Below are 20,876 nucleotides of genomic sequence, written 5' to 3'. Positions count from 1 at the left end.
AAATATCAGAGAGCAGGAGATAGATAAAAATGGGTGGATTTTTTGGAGTCGCAGCAAAAGAAGACTGTGTATTTGATCTGTTTTTCGGAACAGACTATCATTCCCATCTGGGAACCAGACGCGCCGGAATGGCAGTCTACAGCAAAGAGGAAGGTTATAACAGAGCCATTCACAACATCGAGAATGCGCCGTTTCGTACCAAATTCGACAAGGATGTCAATGAAATGCGGGGCAATCTCGGTATCGGATGTATCTCAGATTTTGAACCACAGCCACTGATGGTGCGTTCCCATCACGGAACTTATGCCATCACTACGGTTGGCAAGATCAATAATACTGATGCCATTATAAAGGATCTGTTCGCAAAAGGACATTCCCATTTTCTGGAGATGAGCGGCGGAGACATCAACGCCACGGAGTTGGTGGCAGCCATTGTGAATCAGAAGGATAACCTGGTAGAGGGCATTCAGTACGCCCAGGAGATCATTGAAGGTTCCATGACGCTTCTGATCATGACACCGAAGGGAATCTATGCGGCCAGAGATAAGATGGGACGTACTCCTGTGGCCGTGGGCAAAAAGGAAGGGGCATATTGTGTTTCTTTTGAAAGCTTTGCTTATCTGAATCTGGGATACCAGCCGGTACGTGAACTGGGACCGGGAGAGATCGCCGTGGTGACACCGGAAGGCGTGCGGACGCTGGTACAGCCGGGAAAAGACATGAAAATCTGTACCTTTTTGTGGGTATATTACGGATATCCTTCTTCCTCTTACGAAGGAATCAGTGTTGAAAAAATGCGTTATCAGTGTGGCGCGAAGCTCGCGGAGCGTGATCATGTAAAGCCGGATATCGTAGCCGGTGTGCCGGATTCCGGTACCGCCCATGCAGTGGGATATGCGAACCGTTCGGGGATTCCTTTCTCCCGCCCGTTCATCAAATATACGCCGACCTGGCCGAGATCTTTTATGCCGACGATACAGACCCAGAGAAATCTGATCGCGAAGATGAAGCTGATTCCGGTACATGACCTGATCCAGGATCAGAGCCTGCTGCTCATTGATGATTCCATTGTCCGCGGTACACAGCTGAGAGAGACGACGGAATTTTTATACCAGAGCGGTGCGAAGGAAGTACATATCCGTCCGGCATGTCCCCCCTTGTTATACGGTTGTAAGTATCTGAACTTCTCCAGATCCTCCTCCGAGATGGATCTGATCACCCGCCGTGTGATCAAGGAGATGGAGCAGGAAGACAGACAGATCGACCTGAAGAATTATGTGGATCCGGATACGCCGGAGTATGAAGAAATGGTAGGCAGGATAGGAAGGCAGCTGAACTTCACTACCCTGCAGTTCCAGAGACTGGATGATATGATCGAGTCTGTGGGGATCGGAAGAGACAAACTCTGTACCTATTGCTGGGATGGAACACAATAATCACAGATTATATAAAATATAATAAATATTGATTTTACTTATATCACAAAGTGTTGTATACTAAGAGAGAGTGTGAGAGAAACATTGTTCTCTCAAAAGAGTAAGAGAGTTGAGTTAGATTTATCACGAATTGTGATAAAGAATGGAGGAAAACATGGTAAAGGCAGTTGTAGGAGCCAACTGGGGCGACGAAGGAAAAGGAAAGATCACAGATATGCTGGCAGAGAAAGCGGACATTATCGTACGTTTTCAGGGCGGCGCAAATGCAGGACATACTATCGTGAACAATTATGGTAAATTTGCTCTGCACACCCTTCCTTCCGGTGTATTTTACAATCATACCACCAGCGTGATCGGTAACGGTGTGGCATTGAACATTCCCATCCTTATGAAGGAGATCAAGTCTATCACAGACAGAAATGTTCCCATGCCTAAGATTCTGGTATCCGACCGTGCACAGATGGTAATGCCTTATCATATTTTATTTGATCAGTATGAGGAAGAGAGACTGGGTGGCAAGTCCTTCGGTTCCACCAAGTCCGGCATTGCACCTTTTTATTCCGATAAGTATGCGAAGATCGGTTTCCAGGTAAGTGAGTTATTTGATGACGAACTGTTAGAGGAAAAGGTACAGCGCGTCAGCGAGATGAAGAATGTCATCTTAGAGCATCTGTATCATAAGCCGCTGATCGATCCCGCAGAACTGTTAAATACCCTGCATGAGTATCGTGACATGATCGCACCTTTCGTATGCGATGTATCTGCATTCCTGGATAAGGCACTGAAGGAAGGCAAGACCATTCTGTTAGAAGGTCAGTTAGGTACCATGAAGGATCCGGACCACGGAATCTATCCTATGGTAACTTCTTCCTCCACCCTGGCAGCATACGGTGCCATCGGTGCAGGTATCCCTCCTTATGAGATCAAGCAGATCGTTACTGTAAGTAAAGCATATTCTTCCGCAGTAGGAGCAGGCGCTTTCGTATCCGAGATCTTCGGTGACGAGGCAGATGAGCTGCGCCGCCGCGGCGGTGACGGCGGTGAGTTCGGCGCTACCACCGGACGTCCCAGACGTATGGGTTGGTTCGACTGTGTAGCTACCAAGTACGGCTGCCGACTGCAGGGTGCTACCGATGTAGCATTTACCGTACTGGATGCACTGGGATATCTGGAGGAGATCCCTGTATGTGTAGGCTATGAGATCGATGGCGAAGTGACCACTGATTTCCCTGTAACCTACAAGCTGGAGAAGGCTAAGCCCGTACTGAAGAAGCTCCCCGGATGGAAGTGTGATATCCGCGGCATCAGAAAATTCGAGGATCTGCCTGAGAACTGCAGAAAGTATGTAGAGTTCATTGAGGAGCAGATCGGCTTCCCTATCACCATGGTCAGCAACGGTCCCGGAAGAGAAGATATCATTTATCGTGAGAGTCCTCTGAAGAAATAATGATAGAGTATAATACGAAATACCCTGCGAAGCAGGATGTAGAGTGCGATAGCACGAATTCGTGAGCTTATGATTTATAGTAATGCAGGAAAAGGGCATGGCGCGGCAGAAGATGCAGCCTATGCCCTTTTTTCTCAAAGCGGTTTGCGGGATTGATGGGAGGCACTATGATCAATAACCTGGAGGCATATAAAGTATTTTATTATGTGGCAAAATGCGGAAGTGTGACGAAGGCAGCAGGGGAACTGTCCATTTCACAGCCGGCGGTCAGTCAGGCTGTCAAGCAGCTGGAAAACACTTTGGATGTGTCGCTTTTCCACCGGGCGGCAAAAGGTGTGCACCTGACCGGTGAGGGAGAAATGTTATATTCCTATGTGGCAAAAGGATACGAACAGATCGAACTGGGGGTGAAGAAGGTCCACCAGATGCAGAATATGGAGCTGGGTGAAGTCCGGATCGGTGCCAGCGATATGACACTGCAGTTCTATCTGCTTCCCTATCTTGAAAAATTTCATGAGAAGTATCCCGGCATTAAAGTAATCGTATCCAATGCCCCCACCCCGGAGACACTGAATTCTTTAAGGGAGGGAAGGATTGATTTCGGAATCGTCAGCACTCCTTTTCCAGACAGACCGGATATTCAGATGATCCCCGTGCGGGAGATCGAGGATGTGTTTGTGGCCGGGAGAAGATTTTTCGGGTATAAAAATAAAATGCTGGATTTTCAGGAACTGGAGAGCCTGCCCCTTATTTTTCTGGAGAAAAATACCAGCAGCAGAAGTTATATGGATGAATTCCTTGCGGGCAACGGTGTCTATGTGCAGCCGGAGTTTGAATTGGCTACCAGTGATATGATCGTACAGTTTGTCAGGAGGAATCTTGGTGTGGGCTGTGTGATGCGGGATTTCGCCAGAGATTATGTGGAATCCGGTCTGCTTTTTGAACTCAGGTTCAATAAAATGATACCGAAGAGACAGTTCTGTGTTGTAAGGAATACGAAAATGCCTATGGCGCCGGCGGCGGAGAAGCTGCTGGAGATCATGGAACTGGATGCGGCAGCTGCTACGGTATAAAGAGGTCGATATAAATGATGCAGATGGCATATGCAAGAGAATGTACGAACAGATAGGAGACGGGATAAGATGATACGTAATATAATATTTGATATTGGAAATGTACTGACTGATTATCGCTGGGAAGGATTTCTGGCAGACAAAGGATTCGATGCGGAGATGATTCAAAAGATCGCCAAAGCATCCGTGATGCATCCGGCATGGGCAGAGTATGACCGCGGTACCTGGACGGATGAACAGGTACTGGCTGCGTTTGTAAAAGATGCACCACAGCTGGAGCAGGAGCTGTATCAGGCATTTACGAGTATTGCCGGAATAGTAACTCCGAGAGCCTATGCAATCCCCTGGCTGCAGGAGTTAAAGGCAAAAGGATACCATGTGTATTATCTGTCTAATTTTTCCCACAAGGCCGAGGTAGAGTGTGCAGACGCATTGAATTTCCTGCCGGAGATGGAGGGTGGTATCCTGTCCTATAAGGAGCATCTGATCAAGCCGGAACCGGAGATCTATCAATTGCTTTTGAAACGTTATGGATTGAAGGCAGAAGAGAGCGTATTCCTGGATGATACCTTGAAGAACGTCGAAGCCGCCGAAGAACAGGGAATCCATGGCATCCACTTCCTGACCAAAGAGCAGGCGGAAAAGGAACTGCGCAAGCTTGGCGTGGACTGCTGATAATTTTTTCTAAAAAATACAAAAACATGAGATTTTGCCATGTAAAAAGCTGTTATTTTCGCTGAACGGGCAAAATGAAGAAATTCCGTACAAAAATCCCTGGTTTAGGAACTTTTTCGTACGGAATTCATTATTTTTGGGGTATTTGCGACAGCCGTCAATGAAATAAATGTGGAGCGCCTTTTGCGACACATTTATGAATTGGGGGCATGGCTCGTAACGTAGGGGCCGTAAAATCCACGCAGAAAGGACTGCCCGCCCCGGACTCGGATGCTAGCTACAACTGTGGATTTTCTAAAGGAAAGTGGCCAAGTGCTTCTCACCATGACGGGGCCGCCTTTACGTTGCCATCCATGGCACTTATCGGCTAACGCGAACATCGTGTTCGCGTTGCCCCTGCGGTTCAACCACTTTCCAAGAAAATCTCACAGTCTCCGCCGCATCTACGCCCGGGGGAGCAGTCCTTTTCTGCTGGTTTATGAAAAACATCCCAATTATTTAGGCAGAGCATTTGAGAATACATGCGCAGAAGTTAATAACAAGTTCTGCATTTTCATAAAAACTGTTATAAATGTTGTTTTTATGAAAAATATCCCCATCTTTTATGTTTCAAAACTAATAAATTTCATAAAATTCGAGATATTATAGAATTTATGAAAAAAAGGAATGTATTTTAAGAATTTTTTTCATAAATATAGTAAAATAAGTACCTTTTTATGAAACTAATAGCCCTTGGCAGGGCTACTGGTTTTTGAAAGCTTTTCAAAACGCAGAACTCCCGGAGTATGCGGTGCCATGTCGAAGATGTTTGTCGGAGGATGTTGATATTTTCTAGAAAAGTGCTGAAAGACAGGGGGAAAGCGGACACGATGTCCGCGTCAGCCGATTGTCGACATGGATGTCGACTGTAGGCGGCCCCGTCATGACGAGAACTACTCATCACTTTTCGTAGAAAATTCACATCCGGAGACCTTACATCGAGACATGTGTATCGCATGCTCCGGGAGTTCGTGGATTTTGCCAATGTATTTAACTAACTCTCAATTTACTTGTCTTTATTCTTATCCTCCGGATGGAAATCTGCGAAGGTGGAGCGGTTCGTCAGCTTCCCGAATATCCAGGTGTAGATCCAAATGAGAAGAGGAATGGCTACCGTGGCTAACAGGCAGGTGGCGAACAATGCGTGGCTGGCGGAACTGTCGAAGATCGCTGCTAACAGTGTTACAACATACAACAGCACCAGCACAACGATTCCTGCGATCGCGAAGATCTGTTTGGAAGTCATTTTTGTTTTCTTGTTTTCTGTATTTTTATCCTGTGACATCATTTTTCCTTTCATTACCCATGGACCAACAAAGAAGAAAGCTTTGTCTGTGTGCTATTCGTGATCTTCCGAAATCTCGGCGGTGCCGGCATCATGTTCTTCGGGAACTTCCGGTATCGTCATCAATACCTTTACAATACGATTCTGGTCGATGCCCTGTACTTTCAGATGAATACCGTTTTCCAGGGTGACTTCCTCACCGTCCTCCGGCAGACGATCCAGACAGTCGATGATCAGACCGCCGATGGAATCATAGTCTTCACTGGTCAGATCGGTACCGAGAGCATCGTTAATATCGTCCAGCTTCATACTGCCTTCTACCAGATAAGTGTCGTCGGACATTTTCTGGATCAGTTCTTCTTCATCCTCATCATATTCGTCACGGATCTCACCGACGATTTCTTCCAGTAAGTCCTCTAAAGTGATCATACCTACGGTAGCACCGTACTCATTTAATACGAAAGAGACATTCGTGGTCTTTTCCCGCATCTCGTACATCAGATCGGCAATCTTTTTATATTCGTAAGTATAATAAGCATCTCTTAAGATATTTCCCACATGGAAAGCACTCTGATCCTCCGTCAGGATAAAGTCCTTGATGTTGATGAGACCGATAATATTGTCTTTATCATCCTCATAGACCGGAAGCCGTGTGTACATGGAATCACGGAACACTGCAAGTACATCATCATAGGTAGCATCAAGACTGACCGTTACCATATTGATCCTGGGGATCATGATGTCCTTGGCATGAGCATCGGAAAAATCAAATACGTTGTAGATCAGCTTTCGCTCTTCGGATTCAATGACGCCATCCTCGTGGCTGACATCTACATAGGTCTTCAGTTCACTTTCTGTCATGGCACTGGCTTTTTTATTCGGATCAATATGTAACAGTTTCATAATGCCATGGGAGAGCAGGTCTACCACGATAATAACCGGTGTGAGTACCTGCATCAGCAGGTATATGATATTACAGTAGGACAGTGCCAGCTTTTCAGGACACAGAACCGCCCAGGTCTTCGGTACGATCTCACCGCAGAGTAATACGACAATAGTTAAAATACCGGTTGCGATACCTACAGCCAGATTAATGCGCATAGCTAAAGTTGTTGCAAGGGAAGATGCCGTCAGATTTACAATGTTATTACCGATCAGAATGGTACTGATCATTTTACTGTAATTATCCAGAATTTTATTGACGCGTGCAGCACGCTTGTTGCCTTCCTCCTCCAAAGAACGCATTCGCACACGGTTCACCGTGGACAGTGCAGTCTCGGCGGAAGAGAAAAAGCCGGACAGAAAAATAAGAACAATAATAGAAATCAGTTGTATGACACCAGAGGTATCCAAAAAAGTTCACTCCTTCTTAAAATAAAATAGCAGGCTTATGCCTTATTTATGTGTTATTAAGCAACAATATACAATAGGACAGGAATAGTTGTCAAGTTTTCCGAAGGCTTTGAATATACATTTTACATAGGTAAAAGGAGGGATGACATGGAAAAAAGAGGAGAAGGAAAAGAAGGCATTCCGGTACTGGCACTGGCGAAATGCCTGCTGGTATCTTATGTGCTGACATTGCTGCTTCTATGTCTGTTGGCACTTTTATTGTATAAACTGCATCTGACGGAAGGTATCGTGACGATTGCAATTTCCGCCATCTATGTAGCCACTACTTTTACGGCGGGGCTTTTGGCAGGGAAAAGAATGGAAAAGCAGAAATTCCTATGGGGAGCTTTCATGGGAGCGGCATATTTTGTGATCCTGGCGGTGGTGTCGGTGCTGATCAGGACACCGGAGACCGCATTAGGCAATTCCTTCTGGACTACCATGATATTGTGCGTGGCAGGGGGAACGCTGGGCGGAATGCTAGGGTGAAAAGCAGGTAACAATGACTTTTACCGCTTTTTTACCGTTTTTTGAGAAAAAAAGCTTTTACAAATGCCAAATACATGATATAATGAGCAAAAATGAGTCGCGTGTCTGCATATTTATATACACGCCGGCGTCTATAGGCGCTTTGAAATCATAAGGAGGCTATTTTTAATGAAGCATATTAAGACTTTAACAACCAGAGATTTAAAGGAATCTATGAAAAAGGGCGGCTGTGGTGAGTGCCAGACTTCCTGCCAGTCTGCATGTAAGACTTCCTGCACAGTAGGAAATCAGAGTTGTGAAAAGATTAAATAATCTAAGAAATTGAGAAGAGACTAACGTAAGCAGCGATTCAGGTCGCTGCTTATTCTCTGTTAATGTATCTTAAGCAATAAGAAGTAGAAAGAAGAGGAATAGAACTGTGATACACCAGTATAAGAGCAACGGCTATAATATCGTTATGGATGTGAACAGTGGTTCCGTTCATGTCGTAGATGATATTGTGTATGATATGATTCCACTGGTAGAGCCTCTGGTGACAGAAGGCATCAAGGATGCGGACACCATCAAGGCTGCTGTACTGAATCTTGCGAATATCCCTTATCCCCAGGAAGAGATCACCGAAGCGGTGGACGAAGTCCTGGAGCTGGAGAAGGCAGGACAGCTGTTTGCTCCCGATATTTACGAGAATTATATTTTTGATTTTAAGAAGCGCCAGACTGTAGTCAAGGCACTGTGCCTGCACATTGCCCATGACTGTAACCTTGCCTGCAGATATTGTTTTGCGGAAGAGGGTGAGTACCACGGCAGAAGAGCGCTGATGAGTTTTGAGGTCGGGAAAAAGGCACTGGATTTCCTGGTAGCCAATTCCGGCAACCGCGTGAACCTGGAAGTGGATTTCTTCGGCGGCGAACCCCTGATGAACTGGGATGTGGTAAAGCAGCTGGTAGAATACGGCAGAAGCTTAGAGAAACCCAACAATAAAAAGTTCCGTTTTACCCTGACTACCAATGGTATCTTATTAAATGATGAGATCTTGGAGTTCGTGAATAAGGAAATGGGTAATATCGTGCTGAGTATTGATGGACGTAAGGAGATCAACGATAAGATGCGTCCTTTCCGCGGCGGGCAGGGCAGCTATGACATCATTGTTCCCAAGTTCCAAAAGGTAGCGGAGAGCAGAGACCAGATGAACTATTATGTGCGTGGTACATTTACCCACAATAATCTGGATTTCTCCAAGGACGTTCTGCATCTGGCAGATCTGGGATTCAAGCAGATCTCCGTGGAGCCCGTTGTGGCACAGCCTACGGATGATTATGCCATCAGAGAAGAGGATCTTCCAATCTTAAAGGAAGAATACGATAAACTGGCAGTAGAAATGATCAAGCGTAAGAAAGAGGGCAAGGCGTTCAATTTCTTCCACTTTATGATCGATCTGCAGGGCGGCCCCTGCGTAGCCAAGAGACTCTCCGGCTGCGGATCCGGCACTGAATATCTGGCGGTTACTCCCTGGGGAGACTTATATCCCTGCCACCAGTTCGTGGGTAACGAGAAGTTCCTCATGGGCAATGTGGATACCGGTGTGGTAAGAGATGATATCCGCGACGAGTTCAAATGCTGTAATGTCTATGCAAAGGACAAGTGTAAGAAGTGTTTTGCCAAGTTCTATTGCAGCGGCGGATGTGCTGCGAACTCCTATAATTTCCATGGCAATATCAATGATGCGTATGACATCGGCTGTGAGCTGCAGAGAAAACGTATCGAATGTGCTATCATGCTGAAGGCTGCGGAAGCAGCAGAAGCTTCAGAAGAATAGAAAGGACAAAGGAAAGATGAAAAAAAGTAAAGCAATCATCATTCTGCTCTGCGCACTTCTGGTCCTGCTGGGTGTCGGCTATGTGGATCTCTATGGCGTAGATGCGGAAGGAACTGCCAGTGCTTCAGACATAAGTCTGGGACTGGATCTGGCCGGTGGTGTCAGCATCACTTACCAGGTGGTAGGCGATGAAGAGCCGGATGCAACGGATATGGCAGATACTATTGCCAAGCTGCAGAAGCGTGTTGAGAACTACAGTAAAGAGGCTATTGTATACCAGGAGGGTACCGATCGTATCAATATCGAGATCCCCGGTGTAACAGATGCCAACAAGATCCTGGAAGAGCTGGGACGTCCCGGTTCCCTGTATTTCATTGCAGAGACAGACAAGGACGGCAATGCGAACTACTCTATGCAGGCAGTGACCGATGCACAGGGCAATGCAAGCTATGCGTACGCTCTGAATAAGACCATCGATGAACTGAAGGCAGATGGATCCATCATGCTGGAGGGTACGGATGTCAAGACTGCTACCGCAGGCTCTATCAAGGACCAGACGATGGGCAATTCCACCTATGCGGTAGACCTGGTAATGACGGAGGAAGGTACTAAAAAGTTTGAAGAGGCTACCAGAAATGCTTACGAGAAGGGCGAGACCCTGGGTATCTATTATGATGGATCCTTTGTAAGTGTTCCTTCCGTAAAAGGTGTATTCTCCGACGGTAATGCACAGATCTCTCCCATGAACTCTTATGAAGAGGCAGAGAGCCTGGCTTCTACCATCCGTATCGGTGGACTGAAGCTGGAACTGGAAGAGCTGCATTCCAAGGTAGTTGGTGCACAGCTGGGAGTGGAAGCAATCTCCACCAGTTTAAAAGCAGCTGTGATCGGATTTATCGTAGTGGCTGTTTTCATGATCGCAGTTTATTTCCTGCCCGGATTTGCTTCTGTCATTGCACTGGGCATTTATGTGGCATTGGTAGTATTGCTGCTGAACGGCTTTGACATGACCCTGACCCTGTCCGGTATCGCAGGTATCATCCTGTCCATCGGTATGGCAGTAGATGCCAACGTTATCGTATTTGCCCGTATCCGTGAGGAACTGGCAACCGGCAAGACTGTTAAGAGTGCCATGCAGATCGGTTATGACAAGGCACTGTCCGCTATCATCGACGGTAATGTAACTACCCTGATCGCAGCAGCAGTGCTGTGGCTGTTAGGACCGGGTACCGTAAAGGGCTTCGCGCAGACGCTGGCACTTGGTATCGTATTATCCATGTTCACTGCACTGGTAGTGACCAAGTACATTATGAAAGCTTTCTATGCACTGGGACTGAAGAATCCCAAGTGGTATGGTGTAGGTAAGGAACACAAGACCGTGAACTTCTTAGGTAAGAAGGGCATCTTCTTTGGACTGTCTCTGGCAGTGATCCTGACAGGATTTATTACCATGGGTGTCTACAAGATGAACACCGGAGATGCACTGAATTACAGCCTGGAGTTCAAGGGTGGTACCGCAACTACTGTCACTTTTGATAAGAGCTATACGCTGGAAGAGATCAACAGCGAGATGGTACCTCTGATTGAGAGCACCACCGGCAGTGCAGTTCAGATCCAGACCGTACAGGGCTCCAATGAAGTTATCTTCAAGACCGGTTCTCTGGATGTGGATCAGAGACAGGCACTGAATCAGATGTTCGTGGATAATTTTGGTGTGGATGAGACACTGATCACCTCCGAGACCATCAGCTCCACCATCAGTAACGAGATGAAGTCCGATACGATCCTGGCGGTAGCAGTAGCAATTATCTGCATGCTGATCTATATCCGCTTCCGTTTCAGCGATATCCGTTTCGGTGTCAGCAGTATTGCCTGCCTGCTCCATGACGTGCTGGTAGTGATCACTTTCTACGCACTGGCAAGAGTATCCGTCAGCAATACCTTTATCGCGTGTCTGCTGACCATCGTAGGTTACTCTATCAACGCCACCATCGTAATCTTCGATCGTGTACGTGAGAATATGGCAGTTATGACCAAGAAGGATGATCTGCAGGATGTTGTAAACCACAGCATCACCCAGACACTGTCCCGAAGCTTATTTACCTCCCTGACCACGCTGGTAATGGTAGGTGCGTTGTACATCTGGGGTGTGACCAGCATCCGTGATTTTGCACTGCCTCTGATGGTAGGTATCATCTGTGGTGCTTACTCCTCTGTATGTATTGCAGGTGCCCTGTGGTATGTATTGAGAAAAAAGTTCGCACCCAAGGCGAAATAAGGTTAAAGGGTTGTACAAGAAATATTGATGCGATTTTAAAAGGAGTCGGAACGAAAGTTTCGGCTCCTTTTAACTTATAATTGCGTAATTGACAAACTATACAAACGAGTTTACGATAATAAAGAATTTACGTTTACTAAAGAGGTCGATTATGAAGGTTGCGATTTGTGATGACAAAGAAATCTATTTGAAACATGCCTATGATATGTTACAGACAATAGATGACATAGAAGCAGTAGCAGGTTTTACAAAAGCTTCAGATTTATTGAAAAGGATTGAAGCAGGAGAAAAATATGATTTGATTTTGATGGATATATTTTTTCCGGAAGAAGAGGAAGATGGAATTGCATATGCGATAAAGATAAATCATTGGTTGCCGGAAACGCAATTTATCTATATGACGGCATATAATGATTGTTATGCGGAAAAGATTTTTTGGACAAATGTTAATTTATGCGGCTATCTGTTAAAACCGATTCAGCAAAACAGTTTAGAAATTTTGCTGGAAAAGGCTAGAAGAAAGCAAATACAAGAAGAGGAATCCGTTATTTTCTGCTACAAAAATGGAATCGAAGCAATTCGGAAAAAAGATATTATATATCTGGAAAGTGAGGCACATAAAATTCTGATTCATACATTGCAGGGAGATCGTATTGTATATGATAAACTGGACAGTTATGAACAAAGATTAGAGAAGACATTTACAAGAGTACATAAGAGTTACCTGGTTAACATGGATTGGATTTACAGTATCTCATCCAAAGAACTTCTTTTAAAAAATCAAGTAAAAATTCCTGTCAGCAGATCAAAATATCAGCAGGTAAAAGAGCATTACTTTAACTATGTGAGATTGGAATTAAAGGGGAGTTTATAAAAGATGTTTTGCTATATTGCCAATTTTATTTTATGGATTACGGGTGTCATAACAGATTCTATTATTTTTTGTTTTGCATTCGATGCGAAAAATGAAGAGATAAAACGATGGAAAATGATTGCCGGGCTAGTAGCGGTAAGGGTGCCGTTTACGATATGTAAGTTTTTTTATAATAGTAATGCAGGCATTCGGACATTATGCATTTTTGTAGCAATGTTGGGAATGATTATCTATGCGCATTTATTATTAAAAGGATATTTGTGGCAAAAAGTACTGTTTGTTATTCTGGAAGTGGTATGTTCCTTTTTTGCAGAAATGTGCGTACAGATTATATGGAACGATAAATTTGCACAATATGATACCTTGTCGCTGGATATGCCGTTTATGTTGCAAATGAATGTATACATATATATGTTTTTGACGATACTTTACGTCATGTGTCTTTTCCTATGGAGAAAAGTATTGAGAAAAGCCTATGATCTGAGAGTATTTTTACTATTTAGTGTCTTTCCGGTAAGCCAGATTTTATTGGTGTCATCCATTAATGACAAAATATATACAGGAATTACAGCCAGCGGCGTGATTACAATATGTGGTTTTTTTATAGGAATTTTGTCAGACATTATGCTCTTGTATATATTGTTAAAGCAGCAGAGCATGCAGGAAATGAAAGTGCGAATCCTGCAGATGCAGATGGCATGGGACGCGGAGCATGCGCATTATGAGGAAACCGAATCCAGACGTAATGAACTTGCTAAAATCAGACACGATCTGAATGATCACTTTATTGTCATTAAAGAACTGCTGAATTCCGGAGAGAATGGAAAAGCAAATGAGATGCTGGATACACTGATTGACTATGTGATGTCAACGAAGGAGTATGCGTATTGCGCTGATCCTATTGTAAACGCTGTTTTAAATGAGAATGAAATGATATGCAAGGAAAGAGGCATTTCGTTTACCTATGCAATGCAGATAACTGCGCCATTAAAATTAAATCCGGTAGTGGTGTGCAGTATTTTTTCTAATCTTTTGAAAAATGCGGTCGCAGGGGCTACAGAAGCAATGAATGATGACAAAAGACCATATGTTAACGTGAAAGCGTATGCAGATGCCGTGTACTTGCATGTAATTGTGCAAAATAGTTATACGGTAGGAGAAGTCAAAAAAAGGCGGAAGGGGTATGGACAGGAAATACTTCGTTCACTGGCAGACAAATACGATGGACAAATGGAGATTAAAAAGGAAAAGGGGATGTATGAGGTAAGTATTTCTATAAGACTGGAAGAGTAAAATGTATGATATGAGAAGGCTTTGTGCGAAAAAAACACAAAGCTTTTTTTGTATGGAAGTATACCGATTTTGCATGGAGTGTTGAAACAGGAGTGGCATCATTAGATAATTTAAAAAACGAAATTTGTGAAGCAAGAGGTATGAAAGAAAATGTCAGGCAGACTGAAATCAATGAAAGAGGTTGAAAAGTACACGTTATCTGAAAAAAAGAGATATTATACTTCTTTAAAAAATATATGCCATCATTTGAAAAATGCCTCAATGTCATGCAATGGAGTAATCTCATTTATAGCTCCTGCATTGCGTAAGTTCGAAATAGAAATAAGAGGCTGTGAAAACATTCCGGCAAGCAATGTGCTATTTGCGGCAAATCATTCTAATTCCCATGATTATTTTGTGACCAAAGAAGTTTTTTCAAAATTAAAAAGAAAGATAACTCCATTGGGAGCAAGGGACGGACTTAATATATTGGCGTATCTGGTATTTAGGATGGGGGATGTGACATTTATAGATAGAAATGACAAAAAATCCACAGAAAAGGGAATTTTGAATTTCTGCAGTAAAATTTTGTCTGGGAAGGATGGAATAATATTTGGGGAAGGAACCTGGAACTTACATCCGATACGACCGATGCTGAAAATAAAAACGGGTGCAGTACAAATAAGTCTGATTACTGAAAAACCTATCGTTCCTGCTATATATGAGTATGTAGAGGTTCCGACTAAATGTAATAAGGAAGGAGAACTATATACAAAATGTATTGTTCAATTTGGAAAGCCGATTTATACAGCCATTGGAGAGAACATCTATGAGCAAACAGAAAAGGTCATGCAAGTTATGATAGCCATGAGAAAGAACTTATGGGAAGAATTGGGAATTAACAGAAATAGTATATCGGAAATCAATAAAGATGTGTATTTAAATCATTTATATTTGAAAAAATTTAAGGCAATTGGCTTTAAATATAATTCCCGGTGGGAATCACAGTTTTTAGTAGATAAGGAAAATGAGTATTTTGTGAATGAGAATGGAGAATTTGTTCCGAGAATATTGAATAGCTAAAGCATATAACTAGAAATATTTGTTTCCGTACATTCCTTAACGGCAATTATTCTTTCAGAGCGTTTATATTGTAATTGGTAAAAGTGAGTGAATGGACAGAAACAAAAATTATTTATGGTACTACAAAAGAAAAACAAAAAACAATTGATTTATAGTGAAGGATAATCGAAACATTAAATAGTAAAGAGAGGAAAACTAATGAATAAAAAGATAAGATTAGTAAGAATCATTGCACTGGTTTTATGTATTTGCATGCTTGAGAACATATTTGAGGCTATGGGAACTATAGTGGTAAAGGCAGAAACAGGTGAATATATTGGCACTGCGGAAACATTATCAGGTAATGATGCAGAAGTTGAATCAGTATCAGAAAATAGTAATACAGAAAATAGTAATACAGAAAATAAGGATAGGGTGATAATTGCTGAAAATCAAAAGAATCTTTTAGAAACAAATAAATATACAATTTATTTTGATATAACTGAAAATGCATTTGTAATAGAGGATTTGTCTAGCTTGCTAGCATTTCGGGCAATAATTAATGATGAACCAAATGTAGAAGTATATGATGAAAAGGGATTAATAGAAGATGAAGAAAGGATTTCGAGTTTAGGGCAAAATGCATATATGACAGCTGATATTGATTTGAAAAATGATAAAGCGAATCAATGGATTCCTATTGGAGAAAGTTTGAAAAAACCGTATTCAGGGACATTTGAGGGTAGGGGACATAAAGTTGACAATATTAATTCTTACAAGATAAGCAATGGCACCATCGGCTTTTTTGCATATACAAAAGATGCAGAGATTCATGATTTAGCAGTAGAAATGGATGAAGATGCAGTGCAAAAAATGTATGGGGTGACATATGGAGCAGTATTAGTTGGATATGCAATTGATTCTAAAATAGAGGCTTGTTATGCATATGGAAAAATATTGGGGGACGAAAGACCAGAATATAATGCGTTAGAGTATGCAGGACTGATTTGTGGTAAGGGAGAAAGTACCAGTATCAGAAAATGTATTGGTGAAGGAGAAGTATATGCCCTACAGCCAACTGGATATATCGGTGGAAGAGAAGCATATGCGGGAGGAATTATCGGATACAATTCTGAAGGGGTAATTGAAAATAGCATGGCATTTGGTGATATTAGTGCAAAAGGTTTTTATAGTTATGCGGGAGGAATTTGTGGACAAAATGATAATGGTGTAATTACAAAAAACTATTATGTTGGAAATGCTGGAGCTTTAGTTTATCGAAATTTGGGAAAGATGGATAATAACTATATTCGTTCTTTGCCAAGTGATATGAACAAGGAAAATATTCTGAAAGTTAGATCAACGTATGTTGACTGGGATTTTGAAAATGTATGGGAACAGAGGGCGGAAATTAATGATGGATATCCTTTTTTAAAAGAAACATTTTTGCCGCAGGGGAAGACAAAGTATGTACACCCTAGTGTGTGCGCTTATTCCATAAAAACAGGATCGACTTTAATTTATCCACAATTAGCATTAAACATTACTTTTGATCGTGAGATTGATTGTAATAAAGAATTGGGAATTTATTTAGAAAATACGGATACTAAAGTAAAAGTGCCGTGTGAATATGAATGTGATGGAAACAATTTGAGGATTGTGTCTAATATACTACAATATGGAGAAACGTATGCATTAACTATTAACCAAAGTACAATATATGACAGGGAACAGGAATCAAATTATTTTGGCGGAACTTATAATGAATATGTTATAAATGTTGCAGAATATCTATTAGATGGAAAAGGGACAGAAGATAATCCTTATCTTATTAATTCTCCAGAAGGTCTGGCATATATGAGGTATGAATTAGAAAGTCATTATAGATTGATTTCTGATATAAATATGTGCGAATACAATAATGGTGAATGGCGAGCTATTGGAGATGAGGGAAAAGCGTTTACTGGAACATTTGATGGGGCAGGTTATACAATAAGTGGAATTAAAACAATTAAATCTAATCGTAATTATATTGGACTTTTTGCAACAACGCAAAATGCAGAAATTAAGAATTTAAAAGTTTGCCTTACAGAAAATGGTGTATTAGATTACTCAATACAAAATCCCGGAACTTTTTCATCGACAGCGTATCCATATATTGGAATATTAGTAGGAGCCGGCTCTGGGACTTTAGAAAAATGTTATGTGGAAGGGAGCATTGATTCAAATCAAAAAACATACGGAGCTGGATTGCTTGCAGGTGAATTTGATGGAATAATTTCTCAATGTAGTGCTAAAGGGCAGAATATACATACGAGGGATTCAGAATTAACTTTTGCGTATAGTGTGGCGGGAGGATTGATTGGAAAATTCAAAGGACAAATGAATGATTCTTATTGCGTAATAGATACCATTTATGCAGAAGCATATAGTGGAGCCGGAGATTCGGCATATGCAGGAGGATTGATAGGAGAAGTAGAACAGGGAGAAATACGAAATTGTTATGTTAGAAATAGCAATATCAAAACCTGTATTTCTGGGGGAAGTATGGGAAGCATGGGAGCTATTGTTGGATATACAGGAGATAAGACAACCATTGAAAATTGTTATTATAACGCTGATATACTTACTTTGGAAAACCCTCGAAATGGGATTGCAATGACAACAGAACAGATGAAGAATTCCAATTATTATGAAAATTGGAATTTTGACAATATATGGAAGGTACTGCCACAATGGAATGACGGTTATCCTTTTTTATCCTGGATGGGAAAGAATAATATTGTTAAATATTATGTAGATCCGAATTATAATGAACAGATAAAAGCGGATATTGATATATGGGTTTCATATGGAACTTTGGAGAATGAAGCATTAAAAGAACTTCCTCAAAGAGTATATATTTGTATAGAAGAAGGCGATAAAAAATTTCAGACTATAGCAAATTTAACTTGGAAATTAACAGGTGTATATAATGAGAGACCAGGAATGGGTGGTGGCATTTCTAAAGCATATGCAGATGTCGTTTACGAAAATGAAGAAATTGTTAATAAATATGCAGATTATCTGTGGGAACTAAAAGCAAACATTTACGTTGAGGAATATGAATACCAGGAACTATTAAATAAATATGGAATGTATTATGATGATTTATTTCGTACATACCCGCAGGCATTGGCGGAGACATATTCTTATGACTCAGTGTTAAATGTATACGTCAATAAATCTTTAGATGCAATGAATTCATTGTCAAAATTGGATACAATATCTGCAGCGTTACTAATGGGATTGAATTCAAAAGATGCATTGAAATTTGTGACAAAAGAATTTTTATATCAAAATGCAATAATGGTTTCGGAAAGTACTTATGAAGAATATATGGATGAAATTGTTCTTTCTATTATGCAAGAGTGCTTTCCAACAGAGGAAAAAATGTCTGGACCTTTGGCTGAATTTTCAGAAACTTTAAAATCGGTGCAATCTTTAAATGCGGTTTCACAAAAAGCAGAAAAAATACTGGATCGTTATACAGAAAGTTTAACTATTCATAATTTGCTGGAAGGGCTACAAAATAGCCAAAAAACTGCTGATATATTGGTTGAATATACAAAAAAAGGTATAGATGAGGAAGTATATTTTTTGACTGTTGTTGAAATGTATACTATAAATTACATCCAGATAGAAGAAATGAAAAATGTTGCTGCAAATGCAGGGAACAAAGAACTATATTACACATTAAATAGAATGCAAGACAGGATGATAGATAATCCAGCTTCGTATGTGTATGAGCATTTGATTACTGAACAAATTACATCAATGATGATAGATGAAACTTTGTCTGTTTTAAACGCTATGATGTCACCAGGGATGCAAGGGGCATATAAAATATATAAGATAGCTTATAAAGCAGTGAATAGTGCATACAAGTATATAAAACCTGATGTGGATACAATAGTAAAAGTCATTATTGCCGATAATATGTTTCACACATGCAGTTCATTGGTTGATCGTTATCAAATCAATTTTATGAAAGCAGAAAATATAACAGTAAATGAAATACAAGAGTACGAGATTGCATATAAAATGATGCTTGCATCATTAAAAGTGTGGATGAATACAGCAGCTGATGTTTATGGAAAATTAGGGGCCGAACAACTTGAATGGTTAACTCCGGAGAATAGTGCAAAGAAAAAAAATTTACAAGAGTTGGCAGCTACTATCTTAAAAGATGGCGAAGTGGATTATCTCAATTATATTGATCATTGTATGAAAGCAGCTGTGTTATATTCTGATAGGAGGACAATTTCAACTCCTGTATTTAATGGCGAAGAAGAGGGAGTCGGAATGCGTAGAGTTAGTGTATTATGCGATGAACCAGATGTAACTATATATTATACACTTGACGGGACACTTCCGACAAGTAAAAAGGGGTATTATGAACGGTATAATTGTTGGATATATACTAATCCAATATTGGTTGCACCTGGGCAAATGTTTAAGGTAAGAGCTTATAAAGAAGGGATGATTGCAAGTGATGTGACGACATATATGATATCTGAAGATGAATATTGGAAACAAGTAGAAAAAAATATTCAGAATCGTAGAAATACAAATCTAAATTTAAAAGGTTATTCACATTATGATATTCCAAGTGATTTACTGAAAAGACTTAAGGAGAATAATTTAAACGTTGAAATTGAATATGATAACTATAGCTGGATAATAGAAAGCAAAAAAATTTCGGTAATTAAAGATGTGAGTCTGAAGGCAGAAAAGAAATACTTTATGGATGTGATTAATGATGCCTTATATGAAGATGGAATTAATGGAAATGTAAAATCCGTTGGGCTTCATCTCGCGTATGATGGAGAATTTGGATTTGAAGGTATTTTGAAATATTATATGGGAATTAAGTATACCGGAAAAGAAGCACGTTTGTATTACTATAATGATAGGGAAGGAAAATATGATAAGAATTATCAGCAAACAATTATTGATGATAATGGGTATGCTAAGTTTAAATTTAGGCACGCATCAGATTATATGATTATATATGATGCTACGGAAAATAATAGGGATAGTAGTAATGATATTATTAATAATACATTTACAGAAAATGCAAACATTATATACGGAATAGTATCTGGACAGAAAAGTATGTTACAAAATAGTTGTGGTAAAGAAATTGCACAAGAGAAAGGAGGGATGATTGTGAGTGTTCAAGATGAGAAAAAGGAGGAAGAACAATCAGAAAATAATATTCAAAGAGGAGAACCTATTGAGAACGTGACAAACAATGGAGTTCCTAAACCGGATATGGATCCAAAAGATGATAAAAGACTAATTTTACTTATTATTATAATTGGATGCTTAGCGGTTTTGGGATGCTGTTTAGTAAAAGCATTTCGAAAAATAGTAAAAGGTAGGGTGTTGTCGGATGGAAAAACCTGAAGGGTAATCTGGACCAATAAAGAACTTGAGATGAAGATTTCAAAAAAAGTGAAAGAATTATAGTGGAGTACAATAAAAAGATCATCCAGAATGATCAGTTCTCAGTTGCTGTTGTGGTATTTATTCTGTTTATAGTACATAAAAAACATCGAGAATAAACGTAAACGCTCCATAGCGAATACCTTGACAACTATAAGCCGCTTTTGCGGCCTGCTGTAAATTCTATTTTCGAATGTTTTCCGGAAGCGCTGGTGACCAGGGGAGCAACTCTTCCAAAAAGCTGCGAT

General features: G+C 40.9%; 15 protein-coding genes. 13 read left to right on the top strand and 2 right to left on the bottom strand.

Going from position 1 to position 20,876, the window contains the following annotated elements; translation table 11 throughout:
* Positions 1-29: 29 nt before the first annotated feature.
* From FYJ59_RS07985 to FYJ59_RS07970, 4 genes are all read left to right on the top strand, one after another.
* The gene (locus FYJ59_RS07985) at positions 30-1,436 is read left to right on the top strand and encodes an amidophosphoribosyltransferase (RefSeq protein ID WP_154496331.1); all 1,407 of its coding nucleotides are present in this window, start codon (positions 30-32) and stop codon (positions 1,434-1,436) included.
* A 154-nt stretch (positions 1,437-1,590) separates the two neighbouring features.
* Complete coding sequence (locus FYJ59_RS07980; protein ID WP_148445677.1) at positions 1,591-2,883, top strand: adenylosuccinate synthase; 1,293 nt, start codon at positions 1,591-1,593, stop codon at positions 2,881-2,883.
* A gap of 167 nt (positions 2,884-3,050) precedes the next feature.
* On the top strand, positions 3,051-3,956 hold the full coding sequence (locus tag FYJ59_RS07975) for a LysR family transcriptional regulator (RefSeq protein WP_154496330.1): 906 nt from the start codon (positions 3,051-3,053) through the stop codon (positions 3,954-3,956).
* Positions 3,957-4,025: 69 nt separating this feature from the next.
* Positions 4,026-4,631 (top strand): HAD family hydrolase, encoded by a 606-nt coding sequence (locus FYJ59_RS07970; protein ID WP_154496328.1) that lies wholly within the window; start codon positions 4,026-4,028, stop codon positions 4,629-4,631.
* A gap of 1,045 nt (positions 4,632-5,676) precedes the next feature.
* On the opposite strand, the gene FYJ59_RS07965 is transcribed toward FYJ59_RS07970, so the two are convergent.
* A complete protein-coding gene (locus FYJ59_RS07965) occupies positions 5,677-5,958 on the bottom strand; it encodes a hypothetical protein (protein ID WP_154496326.1) in 282 nt (93 codons plus the stop codon).
* Positions 5,959-6,009: 51 nt separating this feature from the next.
* Complete coding sequence (locus tag FYJ59_RS07960; RefSeq protein ID WP_154496325.1) at positions 6,010-7,308, bottom strand: HlyC/CorC family transporter; 1,299 nt, start codon at positions 7,306-7,308, stop codon at positions 6,010-6,012.
* A gap of 147 nt (positions 7,309-7,455) precedes the next feature.
* Here FYJ59_RS07960 and FYJ59_RS07955 point away from each other — a divergent pair, with 147 nt between their 5' ends.
* The 9 genes from FYJ59_RS07955 to FYJ59_RS07920 all read left to right on the top strand — a co-directional run bounded on the left by FYJ59_RS07955 (position 7,456) and on the right by FYJ59_RS07920 (position 20,589).
* The gene (locus tag FYJ59_RS07955) at positions 7,456-7,836 is read left to right on the top strand and encodes a TIGR04086 family membrane protein (RefSeq protein ID WP_154496324.1); all 381 of its coding nucleotides are present in this window, start codon (positions 7,456-7,458) and stop codon (positions 7,834-7,836) included.
* Positions 7,837-8,004: 168 nt separating this feature from the next.
* Positions 8,005-8,148, top strand: coding sequence for a six-cysteine ranthipeptide SCIFF (scfA, locus tag FYJ59_RS07950; RefSeq protein WP_022154192.1), 144 nt, complete (start codon positions 8,005-8,007; stop codon positions 8,146-8,148).
* 106 nt (positions 8,149-8,254) lie between these two features.
* Positions 8,255-9,652 carry a thioether cross-link-forming SCIFF peptide maturase gene (scfB, locus tag FYJ59_RS07945; protein ID WP_022154191.1) on the top strand — a complete coding sequence of 466 codons (1,398 nt, stop codon included), beginning with the start codon at positions 8,255-8,257 and terminating at the stop codon, positions 9,650-9,652.
* Positions 9,653-9,668: 16 nt separating this feature from the next.
* On the top strand, positions 9,669-11,930 hold the full coding sequence (secD, locus tag FYJ59_RS07940) for a protein translocase subunit SecD (RefSeq protein ID WP_154496323.1): 2,262 nt from the start codon (positions 9,669-9,671) through the stop codon (positions 11,928-11,930).
* A 151-nt stretch (positions 11,931-12,081) separates the two neighbouring features.
* Positions 12,082-12,804, top strand: a complete 723-nt coding sequence (locus tag FYJ59_RS07935; RefSeq protein ID WP_154496322.1) for a LytR/AlgR family response regulator transcription factor — start codon at positions 12,082-12,084, stop codon at positions 12,802-12,804.
* A 3-nt stretch (positions 12,805-12,807) separates the two neighbouring features.
* Positions 12,808-14,097, top strand: a complete 1,290-nt coding sequence (locus FYJ59_RS07930) for a GHKL domain-containing protein (protein ID WP_154496320.1) — start codon at positions 12,808-12,810, stop codon at positions 14,095-14,097.
* A gap of 23 nt (positions 14,098-14,120) precedes the next feature.
* A complete protein-coding gene (locus FYJ59_RS13930; RefSeq protein WP_205839492.1) occupies positions 14,121-14,282 on the top strand; it encodes a hypothetical protein in 162 nt (53 codons plus the stop codon).
* The gene (locus tag FYJ59_RS07925) at positions 14,269-15,159 is read left to right on the top strand and encodes a lysophospholipid acyltransferase family protein (protein WP_205839491.1); all 891 of its coding nucleotides are present in this window, start codon (positions 14,269-14,271) and stop codon (positions 15,157-15,159) included. The genes FYJ59_RS13930 and FYJ59_RS07925 overlap by 14 nt, the downstream gene beginning before the upstream one ends.
* A 198-nt stretch (positions 15,160-15,357) precedes the next feature.
* Positions 15,358-20,589: a chitobiase/beta-hexosaminidase C-terminal domain-containing protein gene (locus FYJ59_RS07920; RefSeq protein WP_154496316.1), complete on the top strand. Its 5,232-nt coding sequence runs from the start codon at positions 15,358-15,360 to the stop codon at positions 20,587-20,589.
* Positions 20,590-20,876 lie beyond the last annotated feature (287 nt).

The organism is Waltera intestinalis (assembly GCF_009695995.1).
Taxonomy (GTDB): Bacteria; Bacillota; Clostridia; order Lachnospirales; family Lachnospiraceae; genus Acetatifactor; species Acetatifactor intestinalis.
This window is presented reverse-complemented; position numbering and strand designations above follow the sequence as displayed.

What these genes read in the sequence shown, in the direction of transcription:
- FYJ59_RS07970 (WP_154496328.1), top strand. Translation starts at nt 4,026, where the DNA reads ATGATACGTAATATAATATTTGATATTGGAAATGTACTGACTGATTAT.
- FYJ59_RS07965 (WP_154496326.1), bottom strand. Translation starts at nt 5,958, where the DNA reads ATGATGTCACAGGATAAAAATACAGAAAACAAGAAAACAAAAATGACT.
- FYJ59_RS07955 (WP_154496324.1), top strand. Translation starts at nt 7,456, where the DNA reads ATGGAAAAAAGAGGAGAAGGAAAAGAAGGCATTCCGGTACTGGCACTG.
- FYJ59_RS07935 (WP_154496322.1), top strand. Translation starts at nt 12,082, where the DNA reads ATGAAGGTTGCGATTTGTGATGACAAAGAAATCTATTTGAAACATGCC.
- secD (WP_154496323.1), top strand. Translation starts at nt 9,669, where the DNA reads ATGAAAAAAAGTAAAGCAATCATCATTCTGCTCTGCGCACTTCTGGTC.
- FYJ59_RS07930 (WP_154496320.1), top strand. Translation starts at nt 12,808, where the DNA reads ATGTTTTGCTATATTGCCAATTTTATTTTATGGATTACGGGTGTCATA.
- FYJ59_RS07985 (WP_154496331.1), top strand. Translation starts at nt 30, where the DNA reads ATGGGTGGATTTTTTGGAGTCGCAGCAAAAGAAGACTGTGTATTTGAT.
- FYJ59_RS07920 (WP_154496316.1), top strand. Translation starts at nt 15,358, where the DNA reads ATGAATAAAAAGATAAGATTAGTAAGAATCATTGCACTGGTTTTATGT.
- FYJ59_RS07925 (WP_205839491.1), top strand. Translation starts at nt 14,269, where the DNA reads ATGAAAGAGGTTGAAAAGTACACGTTATCTGAAAAAAAGAGATATTAT.
- FYJ59_RS07975 (WP_154496330.1), top strand. Translation starts at nt 3,051, where the DNA reads ATGATCAATAACCTGGAGGCATATAAAGTATTTTATTATGTGGCAAAA.
- scfA (WP_022154192.1), top strand. Translation starts at nt 8,005, where the DNA reads ATGAAGCATATTAAGACTTTAACAACCAGAGATTTAAAGGAATCTATG.
- FYJ59_RS07980 (WP_148445677.1), top strand. Translation starts at nt 1,591, where the DNA reads ATGGTAAAGGCAGTTGTAGGAGCCAACTGGGGCGACGAAGGAAAAGGA.